23 protein-coding genes are annotated in these 20,909 nt (G+C 66.5%); 8 read left to right on the plus strand and 15 right to left on the minus strand.

Annotation, left to right across the window (positions count from 1 at the left end):
- Window positions 1-141: 141 nt before the first annotated feature.
- The 5 genes from AC3WG5_RS12675 to AC3WG5_RS12695 form a co-directional block, all read right to left on the minus strand.
- Window positions 142-2,265, minus strand: a complete 2,124-nt coding sequence (locus AC3WG5_RS12675; RefSeq protein WP_492568946.1) for a 3'-5' exonuclease — start codon at window positions 2,263-2,265, stop codon at window positions 142-144.
- A gap of 19 nt (window positions 2,266-2,284) precedes the next feature.
- Window positions 2,285-2,653: a response regulator transcription factor gene (locus tag AC3WG5_RS12680; RefSeq protein WP_008955357.1), complete on the minus strand. Its 369-nt coding sequence runs from the start codon at window positions 2,651-2,653 to the stop codon at window positions 2,285-2,287.
- A 41-nt stretch (window positions 2,654-2,694) separates the two neighbouring features.
- Window positions 2,695-5,430, minus strand: coding sequence for an ATP-binding protein (locus AC3WG5_RS12685; RefSeq protein WP_492568947.1), 2,736 nt, complete (start codon window positions 5,428-5,430; stop codon window positions 2,695-2,697).
- A gap of 13 nt (window positions 5,431-5,443) precedes the next feature.
- The gene (locus AC3WG5_RS12690) at window positions 5,444-5,644 is read right to left on the minus strand and encodes a hypothetical protein (protein ID WP_008955359.1); all 201 of its coding nucleotides are present in this window, start codon (window positions 5,642-5,644) and stop codon (window positions 5,444-5,446) included.
- Between the two features lie 138 nt (window positions 5,645-5,782).
- Window positions 5,783-6,946: an HPP family protein gene (locus AC3WG5_RS12695; protein WP_492568948.1), complete on the minus strand. Its 1,164-nt coding sequence runs from the start codon at window positions 6,944-6,946 to the stop codon at window positions 5,783-5,785.
- 113 nt (window positions 6,947-7,059) lie between these two features.
- Between AC3WG5_RS12695 and AC3WG5_RS12700 the strand changes: the two genes are divergently transcribed.
- From AC3WG5_RS12700 to AC3WG5_RS12720, 5 genes are read left to right on the plus strand one after another with little or no spacing between them, the layout of a single operon-like run.
- Window positions 7,060-7,197, plus strand: coding sequence for a hypothetical protein (locus AC3WG5_RS12700; RefSeq protein WP_008955361.1), 138 nt, complete (start codon window positions 7,060-7,062; stop codon window positions 7,195-7,197).
- On the plus strand, window positions 7,198-7,449 hold the full coding sequence (locus tag AC3WG5_RS12705) for a MoaD/ThiS family protein (RefSeq protein ID WP_008955362.1): 252 nt from the start codon (window positions 7,198-7,200) through the stop codon (window positions 7,447-7,449).
- Window position 7,450: 1 nt separating this feature from the next.
- Window positions 7,451-7,909 carry a molybdopterin synthase catalytic subunit MoaE gene (gene moaE, locus AC3WG5_RS12710; RefSeq protein WP_492568949.1) on the plus strand — a complete coding sequence of 153 codons (459 nt, stop codon included), beginning with the start codon at window positions 7,451-7,453 and terminating at the stop codon, window positions 7,907-7,909.
- Entirely contained in the window at window positions 7,906-8,496 is a 591-nt protein-coding gene (mobA, locus tag AC3WG5_RS12715; protein WP_492568950.1) for a molybdenum cofactor guanylyltransferase MobA, read from the plus strand. Before moaE ends, mobA begins: the two co-directional genes overlap by 4 nt.
- A 31-nt stretch (window positions 8,497-8,527) precedes the next feature.
- Window positions 8,528-9,322: a TIGR00266 family protein gene (locus AC3WG5_RS12720; RefSeq protein WP_492568951.1), complete on the plus strand. Its 795-nt coding sequence runs from the start codon at window positions 8,528-8,530 to the stop codon at window positions 9,320-9,322.
- Window positions 9,323-9,423: 101 nt separating this feature from the next.
- On the opposite strand, the gene aroG is transcribed toward AC3WG5_RS12720, so the two are convergent.
- The 6 genes from aroG to AC3WG5_RS12750 all read right to left on the minus strand — a co-directional run bounded on the left by aroG (window position 9,424) and on the right by AC3WG5_RS12750 (window position 13,810).
- Window positions 9,424-10,500, minus strand: a complete 1,077-nt coding sequence (aroG, locus tag AC3WG5_RS12725) for a 3-deoxy-7-phosphoheptulonate synthase AroG (protein ID WP_085276645.1) — start codon at window positions 10,498-10,500, stop codon at window positions 9,424-9,426.
- A 179-nt stretch (window positions 10,501-10,679) separates the two neighbouring features.
- Window positions 10,680-11,090, minus strand: coding sequence for an RNA polymerase-binding protein DksA (gene dksA / locus AC3WG5_RS12730; protein ID WP_008955367.1), 411 nt, complete (start codon window positions 11,088-11,090; stop codon window positions 10,680-10,682).
- 207 nt (window positions 11,091-11,297) lie between these two features.
- Entirely contained in the window at window positions 11,298-11,603 is a 306-nt protein-coding gene (locus AC3WG5_RS12735) for a c-type cytochrome (RefSeq protein ID WP_008955368.1), read from the minus strand.
- Window positions 11,604-11,676: 73 nt separating this feature from the next.
- Complete coding sequence (locus AC3WG5_RS12740; RefSeq protein ID WP_008955369.1) at window positions 11,677-12,258, minus strand: YggT family protein; 582 nt, start codon at window positions 12,256-12,258, stop codon at window positions 11,677-11,679.
- A gap of 1 nt (window position 12,259) precedes the next feature.
- The gene (gene proC, locus AC3WG5_RS12745; RefSeq protein ID WP_492568952.1) at window positions 12,260-13,063 is read right to left on the minus strand and encodes a pyrroline-5-carboxylate reductase; all 804 of its coding nucleotides are present in this window, start codon (window positions 13,061-13,063) and stop codon (window positions 12,260-12,262) included.
- A gap of 51 nt (window positions 13,064-13,114) precedes the next feature.
- The gene (locus tag AC3WG5_RS12750) at window positions 13,115-13,810 is read right to left on the minus strand and encodes a YggS family pyridoxal phosphate-dependent enzyme (RefSeq protein WP_492568953.1); all 696 of its coding nucleotides are present in this window, start codon (window positions 13,808-13,810) and stop codon (window positions 13,115-13,117) included.
- 166 nt (window positions 13,811-13,976) lie between these two features.
- On the opposite strand from AC3WG5_RS12750, the gene AC3WG5_RS12755 reads away from it, so the two are divergent.
- Window positions 13,977-15,014: a type IV pilus twitching motility protein PilT gene (locus AC3WG5_RS12755; protein ID WP_014088767.1), complete on the plus strand. Its 1,038-nt coding sequence runs from the start codon at window positions 13,977-13,979 to the stop codon at window positions 15,012-15,014.
- 235 nt (window positions 15,015-15,249) lie between these two features.
- Window positions 15,250-16,386: a PilT/PilU family type 4a pilus ATPase gene (locus AC3WG5_RS12760; RefSeq protein WP_008955373.1), complete on the plus strand. Its 1,137-nt coding sequence runs from the start codon at window positions 15,250-15,252 to the stop codon at window positions 16,384-16,386.
- A 141-nt stretch (window positions 16,387-16,527) separates the two neighbouring features.
- Here AC3WG5_RS12760 and AC3WG5_RS12765 read toward each other — a convergent pair whose 3' ends face one another.
- Complete coding sequence (locus AC3WG5_RS12765; RefSeq protein ID WP_294866963.1) at window positions 16,528-17,742, minus strand: EAL and HDOD domain-containing protein; 1,215 nt, start codon at window positions 17,740-17,742, stop codon at window positions 16,528-16,530.
- 33 nt (window positions 17,743-17,775) lie between these two features.
- Here AC3WG5_RS12765 and thpR point away from each other — a divergent pair, with 33 nt between their 5' ends.
- Window positions 17,776-18,312, plus strand: a complete 537-nt coding sequence (gene thpR, locus AC3WG5_RS12770; protein WP_492568954.1) for an RNA 2',3'-cyclic phosphodiesterase — start codon at window positions 17,776-17,778, stop codon at window positions 18,310-18,312.
- Between the two features lie 239 nt (window positions 18,313-18,551).
- Here thpR and AC3WG5_RS12775 read toward each other — a convergent pair whose 3' ends face one another.
- Genes AC3WG5_RS12775 through AC3WG5_RS12785 form a run of 3 tightly spaced genes read right to left on the minus strand, consistent with a single transcriptional unit; the run spans window position 18,552 to window position 20,706 of the window.
- A complete protein-coding gene (locus AC3WG5_RS12775) occupies window positions 18,552-19,286 on the minus strand; it encodes an amino acid ABC transporter ATP-binding protein (protein ID WP_482584334.1) in 735 nt (244 codons plus the stop codon).
- 5 nt (window positions 19,287-19,291) lie between these two features.
- Window positions 19,292-19,966 carry an amino acid ABC transporter permease gene (locus tag AC3WG5_RS12780; RefSeq protein ID WP_014088770.1) on the minus strand — a complete coding sequence of 225 codons (675 nt, stop codon included), beginning with the start codon at window positions 19,964-19,966 and terminating at the stop codon, window positions 19,292-19,294.
- Window positions 19,963-20,706, minus strand: a complete 744-nt coding sequence (locus tag AC3WG5_RS12785; protein ID WP_008955378.1) for an amino acid ABC transporter permease — start codon at window positions 20,704-20,706, stop codon at window positions 19,963-19,965. The genes AC3WG5_RS12780 and AC3WG5_RS12785 overlap by 4 nt, the downstream gene beginning before the upstream one ends.
- Between the last annotated feature and the right edge of the window lie 203 nt (window positions 20,707-20,909).

Below are 20,909 nucleotides of genomic sequence, written 5' to 3' on the forward strand. Positions count from 1 at the left end.
TCGCCGTACCACTTGTACGGCTGTGCTTCTCGAACCGGCCTGGGGGCGCTCGCGGCGATTTCTTTCACCAGCGCCAAGCGCACGACCCGTCCAATCACACCGCCGCGGCTGAACAGCCCGGCGGTGTTTTTTTATCCCCGCTCAGTAGCGGATGCGCGCGTAGTAGGTCCGCTCCGACGCCTCGCGCGCCTCGCGTAGCGTGCGGATGCCCTTTTCCGCTAACAGCGGGATCATCTTCAGGAACACCTCGCCGGTGACGATGGCGTCGCCCATCGCGGTGTGGCGCCCGATGATGGTCACCCCCAGCCGCTCGGCGATCGCCTCCAGGCGGTGCGACTCCTGGTTCGGGTGCAGCACCGCCGACAGCAGCAGCGTGTCGAGCACCGGCTGGTCGAAACGCACCCCGGTCGACGCCTCCTTCAGCTGCAGGAAGCGCATGTCGAAGGCGGCGTTGTGCGCCACCAGCACGGTGTCGGCGCAGTAGGCGCGGAACGCCGGCAGCACGGTGTCGAGGGGCGGCTGGCCCGCCAGCATCTCGGGGGTGATGCCGTGGATCTTCACCGAGTCCTCCGGCAGCGGCCGCCGCGGATCGATCAACTGCTCGAAACCCTCGTGCTGCAGCAAGCGACGGTTGACGATGCGGGTGGCGCCGATCTGGATGATCTCGTCGCCGGCGGCGGGCTCCAGCCCGGTGGTCTCGGTATCGAACACGGTGTAGGACAGCTCCGACAGCAGGCGCTCGTCGAGGGCGTGCCCTCCCTCCGACCAGCGGAACAGGTCGAAGTCGTAGAACTCCGGCCGGCTGCCGCCGCGCAGGAAGCGCGTCTCTTCGTGACGCTCGCGGCGCGGCTCGACCAGCGGCAGCAGCAGCCGGAACAGGGCGCGGTGCGCGGCGCGCTGGCGCTCGAACCACATCTCGCCGTTGCAGCGCTCGACCACCTCGCGCACCGACGGCGCGCTGGTTCCGGCCCCCCGCATGGCGTCGAGTTCCCAGGACATCGCGGTCTCGGTGTTCATGGCGGTGCCGCTCCAGATCAGGTCGAGCTGGGCGTGGTGTTCGGCGCGGGACAACGCCAGGCGCACCTCGCGCACGCCGTACTCGTCGTGCAGGCGGCCGGTGAGGTAGCTCAGCGCCTGCAACAGCGAGAAACTGTCGACCTTGATCCACAGCGTGTCGTCGAGGTCCTCGGCCTTGCACGGCACGCCGGTCTGCGCCGTGACCCGCTGCAGCGCGGCCGTCACCACGTCCACGCCGCGCACCACCTCCAGCGGCCAGCGCGCCTTGAGGGCGTCGCCGTAGTCGCTGGCGGCATGCTCCAGGCGCTGCGACAGCTGTTGCGCCTCGTCGCGGATCACCCCGAGGAAACGGCGCCGCTCGTCTTCACCCATGTCGCCGTAGTCCGACAGCATTTCGGCGGCGGCACGCAGGCTGCCCAGCGGTCCGCGCACGCCTTCGGTAAAGGCCTGGATCACGGTATCGCGCCGCGACTCCTCGGCGAAGCTGGCGGTGATGTCGTCGAGGATCAGCACGAAGCCGGCGATCGTCGGCGCGGCCGTGGCGGCCTCCTGGGCGTCGCCGCCCAGCACCGGCGCCAGGTGCACGCGCAGCAACCGGCCGGCCGCGGTGGCGGCGACGAACTCCGCCGCCGGCGCACTCTCGCGCCCGAGGCGCTGGCCCACGCTCTCCAGCGCGTAGGCGATCAGGCCATGATCGAAAATGGCGTAGATCGAGCGCCCCAGCCCCAGCAACTCGTCGCCGACCTCGCTGCGCGCGTGCTGGTTGTAGAGCAGGATGCGGCCGTCGAGGTTGCACACCACCACGCTCTGGTGCAGCTCCGCCATCAGCGCCGCGAGGCGGTTCTTCTCGGCCTCGAGCGAGCGTTGCGCGGTGCGTACCTGTTCCGCCACGTCGCGCTGCAGCGCCGCGCGCGCCGCCGCCAGCTCGTTGATCGCCAGGACCAGGCCGTGCAACTCGCTGCCGCCGTCGGTCTTCACCCGGCGCGACGCGTCGGCCACCACGGTGGCGACTTCCTCGGCTAGGCGCAGCGGCGCCCGCACGTAGCGCGCCACCGCGTCGCGTAATGCCGCCACCGCGCTGCCGCACAGCAGCAGGGCGAGGATCAGCAGCGCCGTCACCAGGTCGTTGAGGGCGAGCCCGGTGCCGCGGGCGGCGTGCCAGGCCAGCCACGCCGTGGCCGCCAGTGCCGCGACGAGGACGAGACAGACGGTGCCGGCAGCCAGCCCCAGTTTGCGCGACGGCGTCATCGGTTCGGCCTCCGGCAGCTCATTGACCGACCAGCTGGCGTACCTTCTCCACCAGCTCGCGGGTCGAGAACGGCTTGGTCATGTAGACGTCGGCCCCCAACGCCAGGCCCTTGGCCACCTCGGTGTCGCGCCCCTTGGCGGTCAGCATCAGGATGCGCACCCCGGCCAGCGCCGGATCGGCGCGCACCGCCTGGCACACGTCGAAACCGTTCATCTTGGGCATCATCACGTCAAGCAGCACGATGTCCGGCCGATGCTGCCGAATTTTCGCCAGCGCTTCCTCGCCGTCGCCCGCCACCAGCACCTCGAACCCCTCGCGCTTCATCAGGTACTCGACGGAAATCACGATGTTGGGTTCGTCGTCGGCTATCAACAGTGTCTTGCTCATGCCCGGTCTCCTGTCGCAGTCTGAACGCTGCGTATGTCATGTCATTGTCCCACAGCCGCGCGCGGCAGCACGAAGGAAAAGGTCGCGCCAGCGCCGGGGATGCTCTCCACCCACAGCCGGCCGCCGAAGTGCTCGATGATGTGGCGGCTGATCGGCAGGCCGAGGCCGGTGCCGGCGGGCTTGTCGGTCATGCCGCCGCCGCCCTGGCGGAAGCGCTCGAAGATCAGTTGCTGCTCCTCCGGCGCGATGCCCTTGCCGTTGTCGGCGACGTCCACGCGCAGCCCCTCCGGGGTCTCGGCGAGACGCACCGTCACCTTGCCGCCGCGGCCGACGAACTTGGCGGCGTTCGACAACAGGTTGAGCATCACCTGGATCAGCCGGTCGCGATCTGCCAGCAGCAGCGGCACGCGTTCCGGCAGCTCGAGCGACAACGTCACCTCCTTGTCGCGGAACAGCTGCCCCGTGGCTTCGGCCGACTGCGCCACCAGTTGCTTGAGGTCGATTTCGGTGGTGTGCCACTCGGCGTTGCCGGATTCGATCTTGGCCAGATCGAGGGTCTGGTTCACCAGCCGCGTCAGGCGCTCGGTCTCGCCGACGATGATGGCATGGAAGCGCTGGCGCTCCGGCGGCGGGATGTCGGGGTCGTCGCGCAAGATCTCGGACAGGGCGCGGATCGAGGTCAGCGGCGTACGCAGCTCGTGCGTCACCGACGACATGAAATCGTCCTTGAGCCGGTCGAGCTCCTGCAGGCGCGCGTTGGCGGCGGTGAGTTCGCGCGTCGTCACCGCCAGTTGCTGCGACTTGCGCTCCAGCTCGCGGCTGTAACGGCGCAGCTGCGAGGCCTCGTCGAGGATCTCCATCACCTCGGCCGGCGACAGCGGCTCTTCCTGCGCCACCGAGGCCACCACCGCCCGCGCCGAGGCGCTGCCGATGGCGCCGGCCAGCTGCGACTCGGCGAAGTGCACCAGGTCGGCGTCGGCCTCCAGCATGGCGGGGTCGGCCACGCCGTGCCGCCGCGCGTAGCCGGCAAACGCGGCGCGCGCCCGCTCCGGGCCGAGGAAACGGCCAACCAGCGTCTGCAGTTCGCCGCTGTCGGCGCGGCCACGCCACAGCGCCACGCCCACCGGGCGGCTCAGCTTCAGGGCGTCGACGAACAGTCGTGCCTGGCCGGCCTCGACCGCCGTGGGCGGCCGGCGCAGCGACACTACGACGTAGGCGCCGATATTGGCGCACAAACTCCAGAACAGGCTGTGCGAAATCTCGTCCAGCCCGCTGAGGCCGAACAGCTGCTGCGGCCGCAGCAGGCCCAGGGCGAACGGCCCGTCGCTGAGGAAGCCGGCCGGCAGCCAGCCGGACTTGGCGAAGGACGGCAGCAGCAGGGTATAGCCCCACACCAGGAAACCCGCACTCAGCCCGGCCAGGGCGCCGTCACGGGTGCCGCCGCGCCAGTACAGGCCGCCGATCATCGCCGGGGCGAACTGGGCGACGGCGGCGAAGCTGATCAGGCCGATGCCGACTAGGGCGTAGGCCTCGCCGGCGAGGCGGAAGTAGAGGTAGCCGAGCAGCAGGATGGCCAGGATGGCGCCGCGCCGGATCGCCAGCAGCAGGCCGGAGAGATCGCGCGCGCCGCCCAGCGCCAGCCCCGTCCAGCGCAACAGCAGCGGCATCACCAGGTCGTTGCAGACCATGGTGGAGAGCGCGATGGTCTCGACGATGACCATGCCGGTGGCGGCCGAGAGCCCGCCGATGAACACCAGCAGCGCCAGCGCATCCTGGTGCGCGGCCACCGGCAACGTCAGCACGAAGGTGTCGGCGTCGACCCCCTGTCCGGAAAAACGCAGCAGGCCGCCCAGCGTGATCGGCAGCACGAAGACGTTGATCAGCAGCAGGTAGAGCGGGAACAGCCAGATGGCGCGCTTCAGGTGTGACTCGTTGACGTTTTCCACCACCGCCACCTGGAACTGGCGCGGCAGGAATAGCATCGCCAGCGCCGCCAGCAAGGTCAGCGAGAACCAGGTGGCGTAGCCCTGGCCCGCCGCCAGCGAACCTGCCAGCACGCGCAGCCGCTCCACCGCCTGGGCGCGCTGGAAAATATCGCCGAAACCGTCGTATAGGCCGTAGGTGACGAACAGGCCGGCGGCGCTGAACGCCACCAGCTTGACCACCGACTCCAGCGCCACCGCCGCCACCATGCCTTCGTGGCGCTCGGTGGCGTCGAGGTGACGCGTGCCGAACAGCACGGTGAAGGCGGCGAGGATCAGCGCGATGTAGAAGGTGCTGTCGGCAAAGAACGGCTGTGCCGCAGCAGGGCGCGACAGCAGCACCGCCGGATGCGGCAGCAGGATGGCGAGGCTGCCGGACACCGCCTTGAGCTGCAACGAGATGTACGGCACCACGCCCACCACCGCGATCACCGTCGCTAGCCCACCCAGCAGCTGGCTCTTGCCGTAGCGCGAGGCGATGAAGTCGGCGATGGAGGTGATGCGGTTGGCCTTGGCGCTGCGGATCATCTTCAACAGCAGGAACCAGCCCAGCGCCATCACCAGGGTCGGGCCGAGGTAGATCGGCAGGAAGCCGACCCCTGAGACGGCGGCGCGCCCGACGCTGCCGTAGAAGGTCCAGGTGGTGCAGTACACCGCCATCGACAGCGCATACACGCTGGGGTTGGCGATCACCGAGCGCTGCTGGTCGGCGCGGCGGTCCGCCCACCAGGCGACCGCGAACAGCAGCCCCAGGTAGAGTAGGGCGACGACGGCGAGGAGGGGGGCCGGGATCAAGGTCGGTTCCGCCTCAGTCGCGCCGACGCTCGATGATCCACGCCATCAGCGCGATCAGGCCGAACCAGGCGGCGAACAGGTAGACGAACAGCAGGGGCAGTCCGAACAGCTCGGCCGGGCGATCGAACAGCGCCAACACGGGGTAGTTGAACAGCAGGCAACCGGCGAGAAACAACGCGACCAGGCGCGGTCCCCTGAGAATGCTGCCCTGCATGGCCCTCTCCCCGATATGGTTATGCTTGCATTATAAGCACAAGCCACCGGCCGCAGGCAGAGGGCGGCCGCCGGCGGGGATCCGTAGCGATGGGCGGGTGCGGCGGCGGACCTCGCCACACCCCGCGGCCACGTCGCCTCAGGCGGCCAGCTTGCCCTGGTACAAGGCGGCGATCAGATCGGACTGGCTGATCATGCCGGTGAGCGTACCGTCCGCCCCCACCACCGGCACGTGGTGCAGGCCGCGGTCGGCGAACAGCGGCACCAGCTCGACCAGGTGCAGCGTCTCGCGCACGCTCACCACCGGCGTGCTCATGATCGCCGCCACGCGGTTGTCGGCACCGCGCCCGCCCAACAGCTTCGCCACGCGCTCGCGCAGGCCCTGCGGCGTGCCGTCCAGGCGCTTGAGGAAGTCCACCAGCGACACCATGCCCAGCACCTGGCCGAACTCGCCGAGCACCGGCAGCGCGCGCACCTTGTGCCGGCGCAGCAGGCGCCACGCCTCCTGCAAGCTGGCGTCCGGGCGCAGGCTGATCAGGTCGCGCGACATGATGTCGCGGCAGCGGATATCGCCGAGGCGGCGCCGGTAAGAGTGCATCTCGGCCAAGGTCATCACCTGTTCCAGGTCGCTGCGGCTGATGTCGAGCAGGTGGTTGAAACCGGCCAGCGCGGCTTCGACGTCCTCGTCGCGGATGCCCATACGCTCCAGCGGCTTGGGATCGCTGATCAGGTGGCGGTTGGGTTGCGGCAGCGGGCGCGGGTACGGGCGGCGCAGCACGCGGTTATTGAGCAGCAGCGCCAGCGCCAGCATGGCGAGGGCGTTGAGCAGTACCGGCCACAGCACGAAGCCGAAGCCCATGGCGTGGATCGCCGGGCCGCCGATCACGGCGTTGAGCGCGATCGCCCCGCCCGGCGGGTGCAGGCAGCGCAGCGAGATCATCGCAAAGATGGCGAGCCCGACCGCCAACCCGGCGGCGAGCCAGGGATTGGGCACCCAGCGCGCGCAGACGACGCCGATGGCGGCCGACAGCACATGGCCGCCGACCAGCGGCCAGGGCTGCGCCAGCGGGCTGCTCGGCAAGGCGAACAGCAGCACCGCGGCGGCGCCCATCGACGCCACCAGCCACGGCGCGTCGCCGACGGTCAGGTGGGTGATCAGCGCGGTCAAGGCGATGGCCGCCAGCGCGGCCACGGCCACCGCCAGCTGCTCGCGCCGGCTGATGACCAGGGGTTCGGGCCACCAGCGGCCGAGGCGGCGACGCACGGTGGCGGACAGGGGGAGGGCGGGGGCGAAGGTAATCATCCCGCTATTGTAAAGAACATGTATTGCAGATACCACTTCTACTACTTTCGGCCAACCAGCCCTCTGCCACCCGGCGCATTGGCCTGGGCCGCCGGCTTGCGTACACTGGCACCATGAGCGAACTGCTATCTCCCCTGGAATGGGTTTTCGTCGTCATCATGGCGCTGGTGCCGCTGGCCGGGCTGGCCTTTCACCTGTGGGTGATGCTGGCCGGGCGCGGCAAGCCGGATGCCGACCCGGAGTCGAAATAGATGAAACTGAACCTGTTGTATTTTGCGCGACTGAAGGACGCCTTCGGCCGTGATCACGAAACCCTGGAGAGCGATGCCGCCAGCGTCGGCGCGCTGCTCGCCGAGCTGCGCGCGCGCGGCGGCGCCTGGGCCGACGAGTTGGCCGAAGGCCGCGTGTTCCGCGTCGCGCTCAACCAGGAGCTGGCGACCGTGGATAGCGGACTCGCCGCCGGCGACGAAGTGGCGATCTTCCCGCCGGTCACCGGAGGCTGACATGGACGCCTTCACCATCCGCGTCGACGCCGCCGCCTTCGACGCCGGCCAGGAAATCGCCCGGCTGTCGGCCGATCCCGGCGTCGGCGCCGTGGTCAGCTTCGTCGGCGTGGTGCGCCGCCACGGCGACGGCGACAACGTCGCCGCGCTGGAACTGGAACACTATCCCGGCATGACCGAGAAGTCGCTCGCCGCCATCGTCGCCGAGGCGCGTACGCGCTGGCCGCTCTCCGCCGCGCTGATCCACCATCGCGTCGGCCGGCTGGCGCTGGGCGAACCGATCGTGCTGGTGGTCACCGCCAGCGCGCACCGCGCCGCCGCGTTCGCCGCCTGCGAATTCCTGATGGACTACCTGAAGACGCAGGCACCGTTCTGGAAGAAGGAAATCGACGCCGACGGTCACAGCCGCTGGGTCGAGGCCAAGTCCAGCGACGAGGGCGCCGCCGGACGCTGGCAATGAGCTACAGCGCGCTGATCCTGGCCGGCGGGCGCGCCACGCGCATGGGCGGCCAGGACAAGGGGCTGCTCGAGCTGTTCGGCCAACCCCTGATCACCCATACCCTCGCCGCGCTGGCGGCGCAGACTCCCGCCCCGGCGCGCATCCTGATCTCCGCCAACCGCCACCTCGATACCTACCGCGCCTTCGGTCACCCGGTGCTGCCGGACACGCTGCCGGACTACCCCGGTCCGCTCGCCGGCCTGCTGGCGGGCCTCGCCGCCGCCCCGCACGACACCCTGCTGATGCTGCCCTGCGACGCGGTGCGGCTGCCAGCCGAGCTGGCGCCACGGCTGCTGGCGGCGCTGGAAGGCGGCCTCGACGCCGCCTCGGCCAGCGATCCGGAACACTGGCATCCCACCTTGCTGGCGCTGCGTCCCGGGCTGCAGGGCGCGCTCGAAACCTACCTCGCCAGCGGCGGCCGCTCCATCCGCGGCTGGCTCGCCACGCTCGAGCACCGCATCGTGCCGTTCGACCAGGCCCTGCCCAACCTCAACACCCCCGACGCGCTGGCGGCACTGGCCGCGGCCGGACCCGCTGGGCTAGCATGATGGAACAGCCACCCCAGTCAGGAGAATGCGCATGGCGATGGACGTGATCGATTACGAGATTTTCGGCGACGACATGCAGTACGTCGAAGTGGAGCTGGACCCGGGCGAGGCCGCCGTCGGCGAGGCCGGTACCATGTACTACATGGAGGACGGCATCAGCATGGACACCGTGTTCGGCGACGGCTCGGCGGCGCAGGGCGGTCTGCTCGGCAAACTGATGGGCGCCGGCAAGCGCCTGCTCACCGGCGAGTCGCTGTTCACCACGGTGTTCGTCAACCAGGCGCCGAGCAAGAAACGCGTCGCCTTCGCCGCCTCCTACCCCGGCAAGATCGTGCCGGTGCACCTGCTGGAACTGGGCGGCACGCTGTACGCGCAGAAGGACAGCTTCCTCGCCGCCGCCAAAGGCGTCAGCCTCGGCATCGCCTTGCAGAAGAAGATCGGCACCGGGCTGTTCGGCGGCGAAGGCTTCATCATGCAGCGCCTGGACGGCGACGGCTATGCCTTCCTGCACGCCGGCGGCACCCTGACCGAACGCCAGCTGGCGCCGGGCGAGACGCTGCGCGTCGACACCGGCTGCGTGGTGGCCTACCAGCCCTCGGTCGATTTCGACATCCAGTACGTCGGCAAGCTCAAGAGCGCGCTGTTCGCCGGCGAGGGGCTGTTCCTCGCCACCCTCCGGGGCCCGGGACGGGTGTGGCTGCAATCGCTGCCGCTGTCGCGCCTGGCCGACCGGCTGATCGCCGCCAGCCCGAAAGCTGGCGGGCGCTCCAGCGAGCAGGGCTCGGTGCTGGGCGGGCTGGGCGACCTGCTCGACGGCCGGGACTGACCCTCAAGGTTGGCCGAAGCCCGCTGCGCCACAGCGGGCGCTCGTCCAGAAAAACAAAAAACCCGGCCTGAGCCGGGTTTTGTCATGCCGCGTAGCAGGGCTCACTTGCCCGCCGGCACGCCCACCTTGGCACGGCGCGCCTTGACCGCGTCGGCCAGGATCTGCACCAGATCCTCGGTATCCTGCCAGCCGATGCAGGCGTCGGTGATGCTCTGGCCATAGGTCAGCTCGCAGCCCGGCTTCAGGTCCTGGCGACCTTCCACCAAGTGGCTTTCCACCATCACACCGAAGATGTGGGTGTCGCCGGCGGCGAGTTGTCCCGCCACGTCGCGCGCCACTTCCATCTGGCGCTTGTAGTCCTTGCGGCTGTTGGCGTGGCTGAAGTCCACCATCAGCTTCTGCGCCAGGCCGACGCCGGCCAGCTCGGCCGCGGCGGCGCGCACGTGCTCGGCCGAGTAGTTCGGTTCCTTGCCGCCGCGCAGGATCACGTGGCAATCCGGGTTGCCGCCGGTGGAGACGATGGCGGAATGGCCGGTCTTGGTCACCGACAGGAAGTGGTGCGGCTGGCTCGCGGCACGGATGGCGTCGACGGCGATCTTCAGGTTGCCGTCGGTACCGTTCTTGAAGCCCACCGGGCAGGACAGCCCCGACGCCAGCTCGCGGTGCACCTGCGACTCGGTGGTGCGCGCACCGATGGCGCCCCACGAGATCAGGTCGGCGAAGTACTGCGGCGTGATCATGTCGAGGAATTCGGTGGCCGCCGGCATGCCCGCGTTGTTCAGGTTCAACAGCAGACGACGCGCCAGGCGCAGACCGGAGTTGATGTCGTACGACTCATCCAGGTGCGGATCGTTGATCAGCCCCTTCCAGCCCACCGTGGTGCGCGGCTTCTCGAAGTACACGCGCATCACCACGATCAGCTCGCGGGCATGCTCGTGGCGCAACTTCATCAGGCGTTCGGCGTACTCCTCGGCCATGGCCGGATCGTGGATCGAACACGGGCCGATCACCACCAGCATGCGATCGTCCTCGCCACGCAGCAGCGCGGCGATTTCGCGGCGGGTGTTGTAGATCAGCTCGGAGGCGGTTTCGGTGATCGGCAGCTCGTAGAGGTGCGCAATCGGAGGCAGGAGTTCCTTGATTTCGCGGATTCGGACGTCGTCGGTCTGTCGTTGCATGGTGATGTGCCTCGGGGCATTTTTCTGTGTATTGACTGCATCACACAATACCTGCATTTTGCGCACTGCGACAAGTCCCGCGCCCACCCGGCCGCATCTTGGCCGCGCCGCGCCAACCCGGATAAAAAACAAAAAAAGCGCCCTTTTGGGACGCTTTTTTCATTCACCCTCGCCGCGGATTAGTCGGCGTACTGGCGCTTCATGCGTTCGCGGCGCTCCTGTGCCTCCACCGACAGCGTGGCGGTCGGACGCGCCATCAGGCGCTTGAGCCCGATCGGCTCGCCGGTGTCTTCGCAGAAGCCGTAGGAACCGTCTTCGATATCGCGCAGGGACGACTGAATCTTCTGCAACAGCTTGCGCTCGCGGTCGCGGGTACGCAGTTCCAGCGCGTATTCCTCCTCGAGCGTGGCCCGGTCGGCCGGGTCGGGAGTGGCCTCCTGCTCCTGCAGATGGTTCGCCGTCGCGTTGGCGTTGCTCAACAACTCCTGCTGCATCTGCAACAGCCGCTCTTTGAAGAACTCAAGGTGGTCGGCGTTCATGTAATCCTCGCCTTCCCAGTTGAGGATATCCTGTTCGGTCAGCTTGGCCATAATTTAGTGCTTCCAGCATAGAGTTGGCAGACAAGCGCTGAAGATTACCGGTGGCATGGTCTTTGTGCAACTATATTGGACAGACGACTCGCCGGGAAAATCCCTCCTCATGTGCCCCGGTATAGTGCGATTCGCACACAATGACAAGCCTTATTACACGACAAAGGGCAGCCGAGGCCGCCCTTTGCGAATTCCGAGCCCGGCCGCTTATTTCAGCGACAGCACCCACTTCACCAGGGTTTTCAGGTCGGCATCGCTGACCTGCGGGTTCGGCGGCATCGGCACCGCGCCCCACACCCCGGAACCACCGGCCTTGACCTTGGCCATCAGCTTGGCTTCGGCGCCCTTGTCACCAGCATATTTCTTGGCGACATCCTTGTAGGCCGGACCCACTACCTTCTTGTCCACCGAGTGACAGGCCAGACAATTGTATTTCTGGGCAAGTTGCAGGTTGGCCATGGCCGGCGTGGCGACTACGCCCAGCATGACCGCAGCCAGCAGCGTCTTTTTCATACCTCTCTCCTTAAAGATTTGGATAGAACACACCCGTAATGTCGGGATTCAACCCGACAGCAAACCATAACAGCTATAACGCGACCTTGAGTTGCATCAGAAAAACGCTTTCCAGCGCCCGCACCGGCAGCATCAGGATCACCTGGATGATCAGGAACAGGATCAGCGGCGACAAATCCACCCCGCCGATGACGGCCCGGCGGAATGGCCGCAGGAACGGCCGGGTCAGCGCGTCTAGGATCGGTGTCAGCGGATTGTACGGATTCACCCAGCTCAGGATGGCCTGGACGATGACCGCCCCCATCAAAAGGTACAGCGACTGGCGGAACACGTCCAGCAGCGACAGGCACAACAGCCCCAGCCAGGTTTCCGGCGCGGCAAAACTGTACGGCAGGGGATTGAGCGCCAGCATCAGCACGTTGCTGAAGAGGCCGACCAGCAGCGCCAGCAGCAGCGTGGCCGTGTCATAGCCGTGCACGCTCGGCACCAGTTTGCGCATCGGCAGCACCGCGAAATTGCTCACCGCCATCACGAACTGCGACAACGGGTGCTTGAACGGCGCGCGCGCCACCTGCAGGTAGAAGCGCAGCAGCAGCACCAGCACGAACAGGTCGGCCAGCGTCTTGATCAGGAATTGCAGGGTCTCGGCGATCATCTCAGTCCTGGCTCAGTAGCTGGCCCAACTCCACCGAACGCGCCCGGCAATCCTGCATCCCGGCCTGGATCGCCGCCTTGACGCCGTCGGCCTCGAAACGGGCGACGGCCCGCTCGGTGGTGCCGCCCTTGGAGGTGACGTTGGCGCGCAGGGTGGCCACGTCGAGATCGCTTTGCTTTGCCAGCTCGACGGCGCCATCAAAGGTGCCCAGCACCAGCTGACGAGCGGTGGCGTCGTCAAAACCGAGTTCACGCGCCGCCGCAATCATCGACTCGATGAAGTAGAACACGTAGGCCGGGCCGCTGCCGGATACTGCGGTGATGTCGTCGATGCCGCTCTCGTTCTCGAGCCAGAACACCTTGCCCACCGCCGCCATGATGGCGGCGGCGTTGTTGCGATCGCCTTCGGCCAGGCCGAGCGGAGCGAACAGCCCCGAGACACCCTTGCCGACCATGGCCGGCGTATTGGGCATCACGCGCACGATGCGCCCGGAACCGAGCCAGCGCGCCAGCGCCGCAATGCCGACGCCAGCGGCGATCGACACCACCAGGGCATTGCCCAGCACCGGGGCCAGGGTCAGGCACACGTCCTTCAGCTGCTGCGGCTTGACCGCCAGCACCACCACATCGTCGGCTGACAGGTGTTGCGGCGGCTGTTCCAACGCGGTCACGCCGTAGGCCTGTTCCAACTGGTTACGCTTGTCGGCGCTGGGCTCCACCACGCTGATGCGGTGGCCGCCCTGTTTGGCCAGGCCGCTGATGATGGCGGAGGCCATGTTGCCGCCGCCGATGAAGGTGATCTGCATGCTGAGTCCTCTATTTGTCGATTGTATATCGTAGCCAATTTGGCAAAACCATTATGCTGGATACGTCCGGGAGCCGAAAATGGCCGTGCCGACCCGTACCAGCGTCGAGCCTTCCCGCACCGCCAGCTCCAGGTCGGCCGACATCCCCATCGACAGGGTGTCGAGCGCCAGGCCTTGTGCCGCCATCTCGTCGCGCAGCCGGCGCAACAGCGCAAACTGGCCCGTCAGCCGTGCCTGATCGGCGGTCGGCTCGGGGATGCACATCAGGCCGCGCAAGGTCAGACGCGGCAGGGCGGCGACGGCACGCGCCAGCGCCAGCACCTCGTGCGGTTCGCAACCGCTCTTGCTCTCCTCGCCCGAGACGTTCACCTGCAGGCAGACATTGAGCGGCGGCAAGGATGCGGGACGCTGCGACGACAAGCGTTCGGCGATTTTCAGACGCTCCACCGAATGCACCCAGTGCGCCAGCTCGGCCACCGGGCGCGTCTTGTTGGATTGCAGCGGCCCGATGAAGTGCCACTCGATGTCCAGCCCGCCCAGCACAGCGCCCTTGGCTTGCAGCTCCTGCACGTAGTTTTCGCCGAAAGCGCGCTGCCCGGCGGCGTACGCCTCCTGGATGGCGTCGGCCGGAAACGTCTTGCTGACCGCCAGCAGGCATACCGAGCCGGATGCACGCCCGGCGGCGGCCTCGGCCGCGGCCAGCCGCTGGCGGACCACGTCCAGAGAGGATGAAATAGCTGAAGTCATGATGTCCTTGGTGCAACCGCAACACTGCCGCCGCCCCACGTCGGGACGGCTCCCACTGCATCAGCATACCAAGTCCCGGCGCTTATGCTTACAATCAGGAAAGGTCATGCCGGTGGTCTGGCGCTGACGGCCCGCCGTAGCGGTATCGAATTGGGGAGAATTATAAATGGAAATTTCCGAGCTCTTGGCCTTCACCGTCAAGAACAAGGCGTCCGACCTGCACCTGTCGGCCGGCCTGCCGCCGATGATCCGGGTCAACGGCGACGTGCGCCGCATCAACCTGCCGCCGCTGGAGCACCACGAAGTGCACGACAAGGTGTACGACATCATGAACGACTTCCAGCGCAAGGCGTTCGAAGAAATGATGGAGTGCGACTTCTCGTTCGAGCTGCCGGGCATCGCCCGCTTCCGGGTCAACGCCTTCATGCAGAACCGCGGCATGGGCGCCGTGTTCCGGGTGATTCCGTCCAAGGTGCTGACGCTGGAGGAGCTGTCGGCGCCGAAGATCTTCCAGGAGATCGCCAGCTACCCGCGCGGCCTGGTGCTGGTGACCGGACCGACCGGCTCCGGCAAGTCCACCACGCTGGCGGCGATGATCGACTATATCAACGATAATGAATTCTCCCACATCCTGACCGTGGAAGACCCGATCGAATTCGTGCACCAGAGCAAGCGCTGCATGATCAACCAGCGCGAACTGGGGCAGCAGACCCACAGTTTCGCCAACGCGTTGCGCTCGGCGCTGCGCGAGGACCCGGACGTGATCCTGGTGGGGGAAATGCGCGACCTGGAAACCATCCGCCTCGCCATGACCGCGGCGGAAACCGGCCACCTGGTGTTCGGCACCTTGCACACCAGCTCGGCCGCCAAGACCGTCGACCGTATCGTCGACGTGTTCCCGGCCGGCGAGAAGGAGATGGTGCGCTCGATGCTGTCGGAGAGCCTGCGCGCGGTGATCTCGCAGACCCTGCTGAAGACCAAAGACGGCAGCGGACGGGTGGCGGCGCACGAGATCATGGTCGGCACGGCGGCGATCCGCAACCTGATCCGTGAGAACAAGATCGCCCAGATCAACTCGATGATCCAGACCGGCCAGCAGTACGGCATGCAGACGCTCGACCAGTGCCTGCAGGAACTGGTACGCCGCAACATCGCGTCGCCGGCCGAGGCACGGCTGAAGGCCAGCAACAAGGATTTGTTCTAAGCGCCCCTTTCACGAGACGGCAACCCCTTGTCCCGGTGAGCGGCCGCGTGCCGCACCCATCCCATGCCGAGCGAGTCGACGATTGGCCCGGCGCGATGGGCGCCGCGACGCGGAATCTCCATGTGCTCCCGGGCCCTCGTGGTTCCGTCACTCCGGCACCAAGCAACCCCGGGGACCCGCCTCGTGAGACAGGCCTGACACCGGCGTTCAGCGCCGGCAACGATGGAAAACGATCATGGAAAGAGACCAGGCCTCGAAGTTCATCCACGACCTGCTCAAGCACGCCGTAGGCAAGAACGCTTCGGACATCTTCATTTCGGCCGACTTCCCGCCGGCCATGAAGATCGACGGCAAGATCATCCCGGTGTCGCCGCAGCCACTGTCGGCGCAGCACACCAAGGAGCTAGTGCGTTCGGTGATGAACGACCGCCAGATGGAAGAGTTCGAATCCTCGATGGAGGCGAACTTCGCCATCAGCCCGCCGGGCATCGGCCGCTTCCGCGTCAGCGCCTTCATCCAGCAGGGTATGGCCGGCATGGTGCTGCGCAAGATCAATACCGAGATTCCCACCTTCGACCAGCTGCGCCTGCCGGAAGTGCTGAAGGACGTGGCCTTGATCAAGCGCGGCCTGGTGATCTTCGTCGGCGGCACCGGCTCGGGCAAGTCCACCTCGCTGGCCGCACTGGTGGACTGGCGCAACAGCCACAGCCAGGACCACATCATCACCATCGAGGACCCGATCGAATACGTGCACCCGCACAAGAAATCGATCGTGACCCAGCGCGAGGTGGGGGTCGATACCGACAGCTGGGACATTGCGCTGAAGAACACCCTGCGTCAGGCGCCGGACGTGATCCTGATGGGCGAGATTCGCGACCGCGAGACCATGGGCTACGGCCTGCAGTTCGCCGAAACCGGCCACCTCTGCCTCGCCACCCTGCACGCCAACAACGCCAACCAGGCGCTCGACCGCATCCTGAACTTCTTCCCGGAAGAGCGTCACCAGCAGGTGCTGATGGACCTGTCGCTGAACATGCGCGCCATCATCTCGCAGCGGCTGGTTCCGCTCGCCACCGGGCGCGGCCGGGTGGCTGCGGTGGAGGTGATGCTCAACAGCCCGCTGATGGCGGACCTGATCTTCAAGGGCGAGATCGCCTCGATGAAGGAGGTGATCGGCAAGTCGCGCGAGAGCGGCATGCAAACCTTCGACCAGGCGCTGTTCGATCTCTACGAGGGTGGTCTGATCAGCTACGAGGATGCGCTACGCAATGCCGACTCGGTCAACGACCTGCGCCTGAAGATCAAGCTGTACGGCGAGGGCGCCAAGGATCGCGACCTGCTCGAGGGCATCGACCACCTCGACATCATCTGAACACCCGCCCACTCCCGGCCACGGAGCGCAGACCGGGAAGGGCGACCTCGCCGGAGCGGGCTTAGCAAAGCGGCCGAGGCCTGGAGCATGGCCGGGTCCACGGGAAGGGGTAGCACGGGCGGGGTAAAGGCCCGGGCCGGCTTACGCCCACATGCGTTTGACCCAGTCCAGCGACTCGGTTTCGATTCGGGTGAGGAGTTCGGCATCGTAGCCGGCGGGCTGTACCGTGTTTTCGTCTTCCAGCGACACGGTGACCTTGAGCCATTCGCCGAGGATGTGCCGGCCATCGAGTACGGCGTCCTTGATGATCTGATCGACCGGCAGCTGCGGAATCAGCTCGGTCTTGGGGCGCAGCATCAGGGCGTCGACCAGCGACAGGATGCCGACCATGAAGGCCTGTTCGGCCAACTGGGGCGCCTCCGGCCGCAGGCTCTGGGCCAGCCGCTCCATGATGCGGCCGCGCATGGCCGCCAGTTCGAGCAGGGGATTGTGGCGGACCTTGTCGCCCTGGGGCGTGGCGGTGGCAAACATCAAGAGCAGGGTCCAGCGCTTGATCTTGTCCCGTCCCAGGAGCAGGATGGCCTGGCGGATCGAGGTGACCGCCGACTTGTCGGCCATGACCGCGGTGGAGGTGAGCCGGAGCAACATCAGCGCGATATCGGGCGCGCTCTTGAACGCTTCCTCCAGGGCATCGGTCTCGGCGTCGCTCAGGATCAACCCCAGCAAGCGCAGCAGTACCGATACCTTGGGCCTCACCTGGCGCGAGTGGATCACCGTGGGATGGGCGAAGAAGTAGCCCTGGAACAATTTGAAGCCGAACTCGCGACAGGTTTCGAACTGCTCGGGGTTGTCGACCTTTTCCGCCAGCAAGCTGCCGCGGAAACCTTCCAGCGCTTGCAGCAGCGCCGGCAACGCGCTCAGCTCGACCTGGCTGAGGTCGATCTTGACGATGTCGACGTAATCGAGCAGGGCGCGCTTGTCGCTGGTCAGCGATACCAGGTCGTCCATCGCCATGCGGAAGCCGCGCTGGCGCAGCTCGGCCAGCCGCACCAGCAGGGCGGGCGTCGCCCGGACCGTTTCCAGAATTTCCAGCACCACGGTGTCGTGCGGCAGCACGTTGACGAGGTCGCTCATCAACAGCTGTTCGTCGACGTTGATGTAGCCCAGCCGGTCGCCCAGCACCTCGGCGACGCCGAGGTCGACGAAGGCATGGCGGATTACCGTGGCGGTGGCGGCGAAATCGTCGACGACATGCGCGGCGTTGACCGGGCTGGAACGGAACAACAATTCATACCCCACCAGGTTTTCCCTGGCATCGACAATCGGCTGCCGCCCCAGATAGTGCGTTGAGTACATGAAGAAACCTGTGTCGTCCCTGAAAAGCGTCGAGTGATCAGTTTAGGGGAAAGGAATCGGGTCTTGAGACTCTTTTTTGCCATCATACCGGACAAGTCGACTTCCGTGTCATTGCATGCCAATGGCAACTTATTGGCCAAACACAGCCGCGGCCATGTCGTCGCCGCCGAGCGACTGCACCTGACCCTGGCCTTTCTAGGCGAGGTCGCTCCCGAGCGGCTGGACGAGCTCCTGACGATCGGGGAGAGCCTGCCGCGTCTGGATGGGGCGGTATGGACGATAGACCGCGTCGGCGGCTGGCCCAACGGCATCGTCTGGGCCGGCAGTTCTCAGCCATGCCTCGTGCTGAGCGAACTGGTGGCCGCCTTGCAGCAAGGACTGGCACAGGCCGGGTTCCCGACCGAGACGCGTCCATACGTGCCGCACGTGACGCTGCTGCGCCGGGCGCGCCACCGGCTGCCGCCCCAGGGCATCTCCCCCTTACCGTTCGTCTTGCGGCGCGTGTCGCTGATGCAATCCACACTAACGCCGCAGGGGCCGCAGTACCGCGAGCTGCGGCGCTGGCCGTGACAGGCGGCTTGCTCGAGGACTGGAAGGCCAGCGCCTCCCTTACCGGCAGAACAGGTTTCACGTGAAACATCGTCCACCCCGACGGCCTCCCGTCTCTCGGACAAAGCCGGGGGATACCATCGGCCCTGCTGCAGGCTGCCTTTTCCAACGGCAGCGGATATGGAAAACGCCACCGGGTTGCGGTGGCGTTGCTCGGTCAAGGCGGGCGGAAGATCGTTCGGCTCGCCGGCATCGCTGGCTCAGTGCTGCAGGATCTTCGACAGGAAGTGCTGGGCACGCTCGGAGCGGGCCTGGATGTCGCCGAAGAATTCCTCCTTGGCACAATCCTCGACGATGGCGCCCTTGTCCATGAAGATGACGCGGTTGGCCACCTTGCGCGCGAAGCCCATCTCGTGGGTCACACACATCATGGTCATGCCCTCGTGCGCCAGTTCCACCATCACGTCCAGCACCTCGTTGACCATTTCAGGGTCGAGCGCCGAGGTCGGTTCGTCGAACAGCATGGCGATCGGGTCCATCGACAGTGCGCGGGCGATCGCCACGCGCTGCTGCTGACCGCCGGAGAGCTGGCCCGGAAACTTCGCGGCGTGCGCCTTGAGGCCGACGCGATCGAGATAGTGCAGGCCTTTCTGGCGCGCCTCGTCCTTGCTGCGCCCCAGCACCTTTTCCTGGGCAATGGTCAGGTTGTCGGTGATCGACAGGTGCGGGAACAGCTCGAAGTTCTGGAACACCATGCCGATCCGCGCGCGCAGCTTGGGCAGGTCGGTCTTCGGGTCGCCCACCGACAGGCCGTCGACGATGATCTCGCCCTTCTGGAACGGCTCCAGCGCGTTGACGGTCTTGATCAGGGTGGATTTGCCGGAGCCGGACGGGCCGCACACCACCACCACTTCGCCCTTTTCCACGGCGGTCGAGCAATCGGTGAGCACCTGGAAGTCACCGTACCATTTGCTGACGTTCTTGAGAGTAATCATCGCGCTCATACTGCCAACCTCTTTTGCAGACGCTTCACCACGGTGGAGGCGCCGAAACTGATAACAAAATAAACCACCCCGGCCAGGATCAGGAACTCATTCGGCTGACCGACGATGTCCCCCTTGGAGCGGGCGGTGTTGAGGAAGTCCATCAGGCCCACGGCGTACACCAGCGAGGTGTCCTGGAACAGGATGATGGACTGCTGCAGCAGCAGCGGCATCATCTTGCGGAAGGCCTGCGGCAGGATGATCAGCCGCATTGCCTGGCCGTAGGTCATGCCCAGCGCGTAGGCGGCATTGAGCTGGCCCTTGGAAATGGACTGGACGCCGGCACGCACAATCTCAGCATAGTAGGCCGCTTCGAACATCATGAAGGCCACCAGGCAGGAGGTGAAGGCGCCGACCGCGACGAACTCGCCGGAAATCCACTTGAAGATCAGCGGCACCACGAAGTAGAACCAGGTGATCACCAGCAGCAGCGGAATCGAGCGGAAATAATTGACGTAGAACTTGGAGGCACCGGACAGCAGGCGGTTACTGGACAGGCGCATCAGCGCCAGCACCGTCCCCAACGCCACGCCGCCGCTTACTGCCAGGAGCAGCAGCTTGAGCGTCAGCGCCATGCCGTCGATCAGGCCGGGCAGGGCCGGGCCGATCTGGCTGAAATCGAAACCCATCATTTGGCACCTCCCATCATGCCCGGCACCCGCAGACGGGTTTCCACCCAGCCCATGAACTTCATCAGGCTCATGTTGAGCACGAAGTAGATCACCGTGGCGAGCGTGAACGCTTCAAACAGGTTGGCCGAAAACTCGGCGGTCTGCTTGGTCTGCGCCAAGAGTTCCATCAGACCGATCAGCGAGGCCACCGAGGAGTTCTTGAAGATGTTCAGGAACTCGCTGGTGAGCGGCGGGATGATGATGCGGAAAGCCTGCGGCAGCAGCACATAGCGGTAGATCTGCGCCTGCTGGAAACCCATCGCCATGGCAGCGTAGTTCTGCCCCTTGGGCAGCGCCTGGACGCCGGTGCGCACCTGTTCGCACACCCGCGCCGCGGTAAACAGGCCGAGGCAGACCACCACCGACAGGTAAGCCGAGGTCGCCGGGCTCAGGTCCTGCTTGAACCAGATCTGCGCGCGTTCCGGCAGCAGGTCGGGCACCAGGAAGTACCAGACGAACAGCTGCACCAGCAGCGGCACGTTGCGGAACAGTTCGACGTAAGCGGTGGCAATGCCCGAGGCGGTCTTGTTGGGGAGCGTGCGCATCACGCCCAATACCGACCCCAGGATCAGCGCGATGATCCAGCCGGCCAGCGCCACGGCGATGGTCCAGCCCAGACCGGAAATGAACCAGTCGAGGTAGATTTCCGTGCCGATGCCGGTGGACTTGAAGAAGACGTTCCAGTCCCAGTTGTAATTCATACCCAATCTCCAAACAAAAAGGGGGAGACGACCTCCCCCCGGAGCCTGGCATGTTCCTGTTCGTCAGCTATACCGGGAGGAGGGTATGGCGCGGGCAGCAGCACCCCTCACGACCAATGCGGGATTGGCTGTGAATCGTCCCGCCACAGGCGGCGGGCTGGCGCTGCGAGCCGGCGCGTGGCGGCGGCAATGCCGCCGGTGCG

This window comes from Pseudogulbenkiania sp. FW507-F1 (assembly GCF_058781125.1).

What these genes read in the sequence shown, in the direction of transcription:
- AC3WG5_RS12675 (WP_492568946.1), bottom strand. Translation starts at nt 2,265, where the DNA reads ATGACGCCGTCGCGCAAACTGGGGCTGGCTGCCGGCACCGTCTGTCTC.
- AC3WG5_RS12680 (WP_008955357.1), bottom strand. Translation starts at nt 2,653, where the DNA reads ATGAGCAAGACACTGTTGATAGCCGACGACGAACCCAACATCGTGATT.
- AC3WG5_RS12690 (WP_008955359.1), bottom strand. Translation starts at nt 5,644, where the DNA reads ATGCAGGGCAGCATTCTCAGGGGACCGCGCCTGGTCGCGTTGTTTCTC.
- AC3WG5_RS12695 (WP_492568948.1), bottom strand. Translation starts at nt 6,946, where the DNA reads ATGATTACCTTCGCCCCCGCCCTCCCCCTGTCCGCCACCGTGCGTCGC.
- AC3WG5_RS12700 (WP_008955361.1), top strand. Translation starts at nt 7,060, where the DNA reads ATGAGCGAACTGCTATCTCCCCTGGAATGGGTTTTCGTCGTCATCATG.
- AC3WG5_RS12705 (WP_008955362.1), top strand. Translation starts at nt 7,198, where the DNA reads ATGAAACTGAACCTGTTGTATTTTGCGCGACTGAAGGACGCCTTCGGC.
- moaE (WP_492568949.1), top strand. Translation starts at nt 7,451, where the DNA reads ATGGACGCCTTCACCATCCGCGTCGACGCCGCCGCCTTCGACGCCGGC.
- mobA (WP_492568950.1), top strand. Translation starts at nt 7,906, where the DNA reads ATGAGCTACAGCGCGCTGATCCTGGCCGGCGGGCGCGCCACGCGCATG.
- AC3WG5_RS12720 (WP_492568951.1), top strand. Translation starts at nt 8,528, where the DNA reads ATGGCGATGGACGTGATCGATTACGAGATTTTCGGCGACGACATGCAG.
- aroG (WP_085276645.1), bottom strand. Translation starts at nt 10,500, where the DNA reads ATGCAACGACAGACCGACGACGTCCGAATCCGCGAAATCAAGGAACTC.
- dksA (WP_008955367.1), bottom strand. Translation starts at nt 11,090, where the DNA reads ATGGCCAAGCTGACCGAACAGGATATCCTCAACTGGGAAGGCGAGGAT.
- AC3WG5_RS12735 (WP_008955368.1), bottom strand. Translation starts at nt 11,603, where the DNA reads ATGAAAAAGACGCTGCTGGCTGCGGTCATGCTGGGCGTAGTCGCCACG.
- AC3WG5_RS12740 (WP_008955369.1), bottom strand. Translation starts at nt 12,258, where the DNA reads ATGATCGCCGAGACCCTGCAATTCCTGATCAAGACGCTGGCCGACCTG.
- proC (WP_492568952.1), bottom strand. Translation starts at nt 13,063, where the DNA reads ATGCAGATCACCTTCATCGGCGGCGGCAACATGGCCTCCGCCATCATC.
- AC3WG5_RS12750 (WP_492568953.1), bottom strand. Translation starts at nt 13,810, where the DNA reads ATGACTTCAGCTATTTCATCCTCTCTGGACGTGGTCCGCCAGCGGCTG.
- AC3WG5_RS12755 (WP_014088767.1), top strand. Translation starts at nt 13,977, where the DNA reads ATGGAAATTTCCGAGCTCTTGGCCTTCACCGTCAAGAACAAGGCGTCC.
- AC3WG5_RS12760 (WP_008955373.1), top strand. Translation starts at nt 15,250, where the DNA reads ATGGAAAGAGACCAGGCCTCGAAGTTCATCCACGACCTGCTCAAGCAC.
- AC3WG5_RS12765 (WP_294866963.1), bottom strand. Translation starts at nt 17,742, where the DNA reads ATGTACTCAACGCACTATCTGGGGCGGCAGCCGATTGTCGATGCCAGG.
- AC3WG5_RS12775 (WP_482584334.1), bottom strand. Translation starts at nt 19,286, where the DNA reads ATGATTACTCTCAAGAACGTCAGCAAATGGTACGGTGACTTCCAGGTG.
- AC3WG5_RS12780 (WP_014088770.1), bottom strand. Translation starts at nt 19,966, where the DNA reads ATGATGGGTTTCGATTTCAGCCAGATCGGCCCGGCCCTGCCCGGCCTG.
- AC3WG5_RS12785 (WP_008955378.1), bottom strand. Translation starts at nt 20,706, where the DNA reads ATGAATTACAACTGGGACTGGAACGTCTTCTTCAAGTCCACCGGCATC.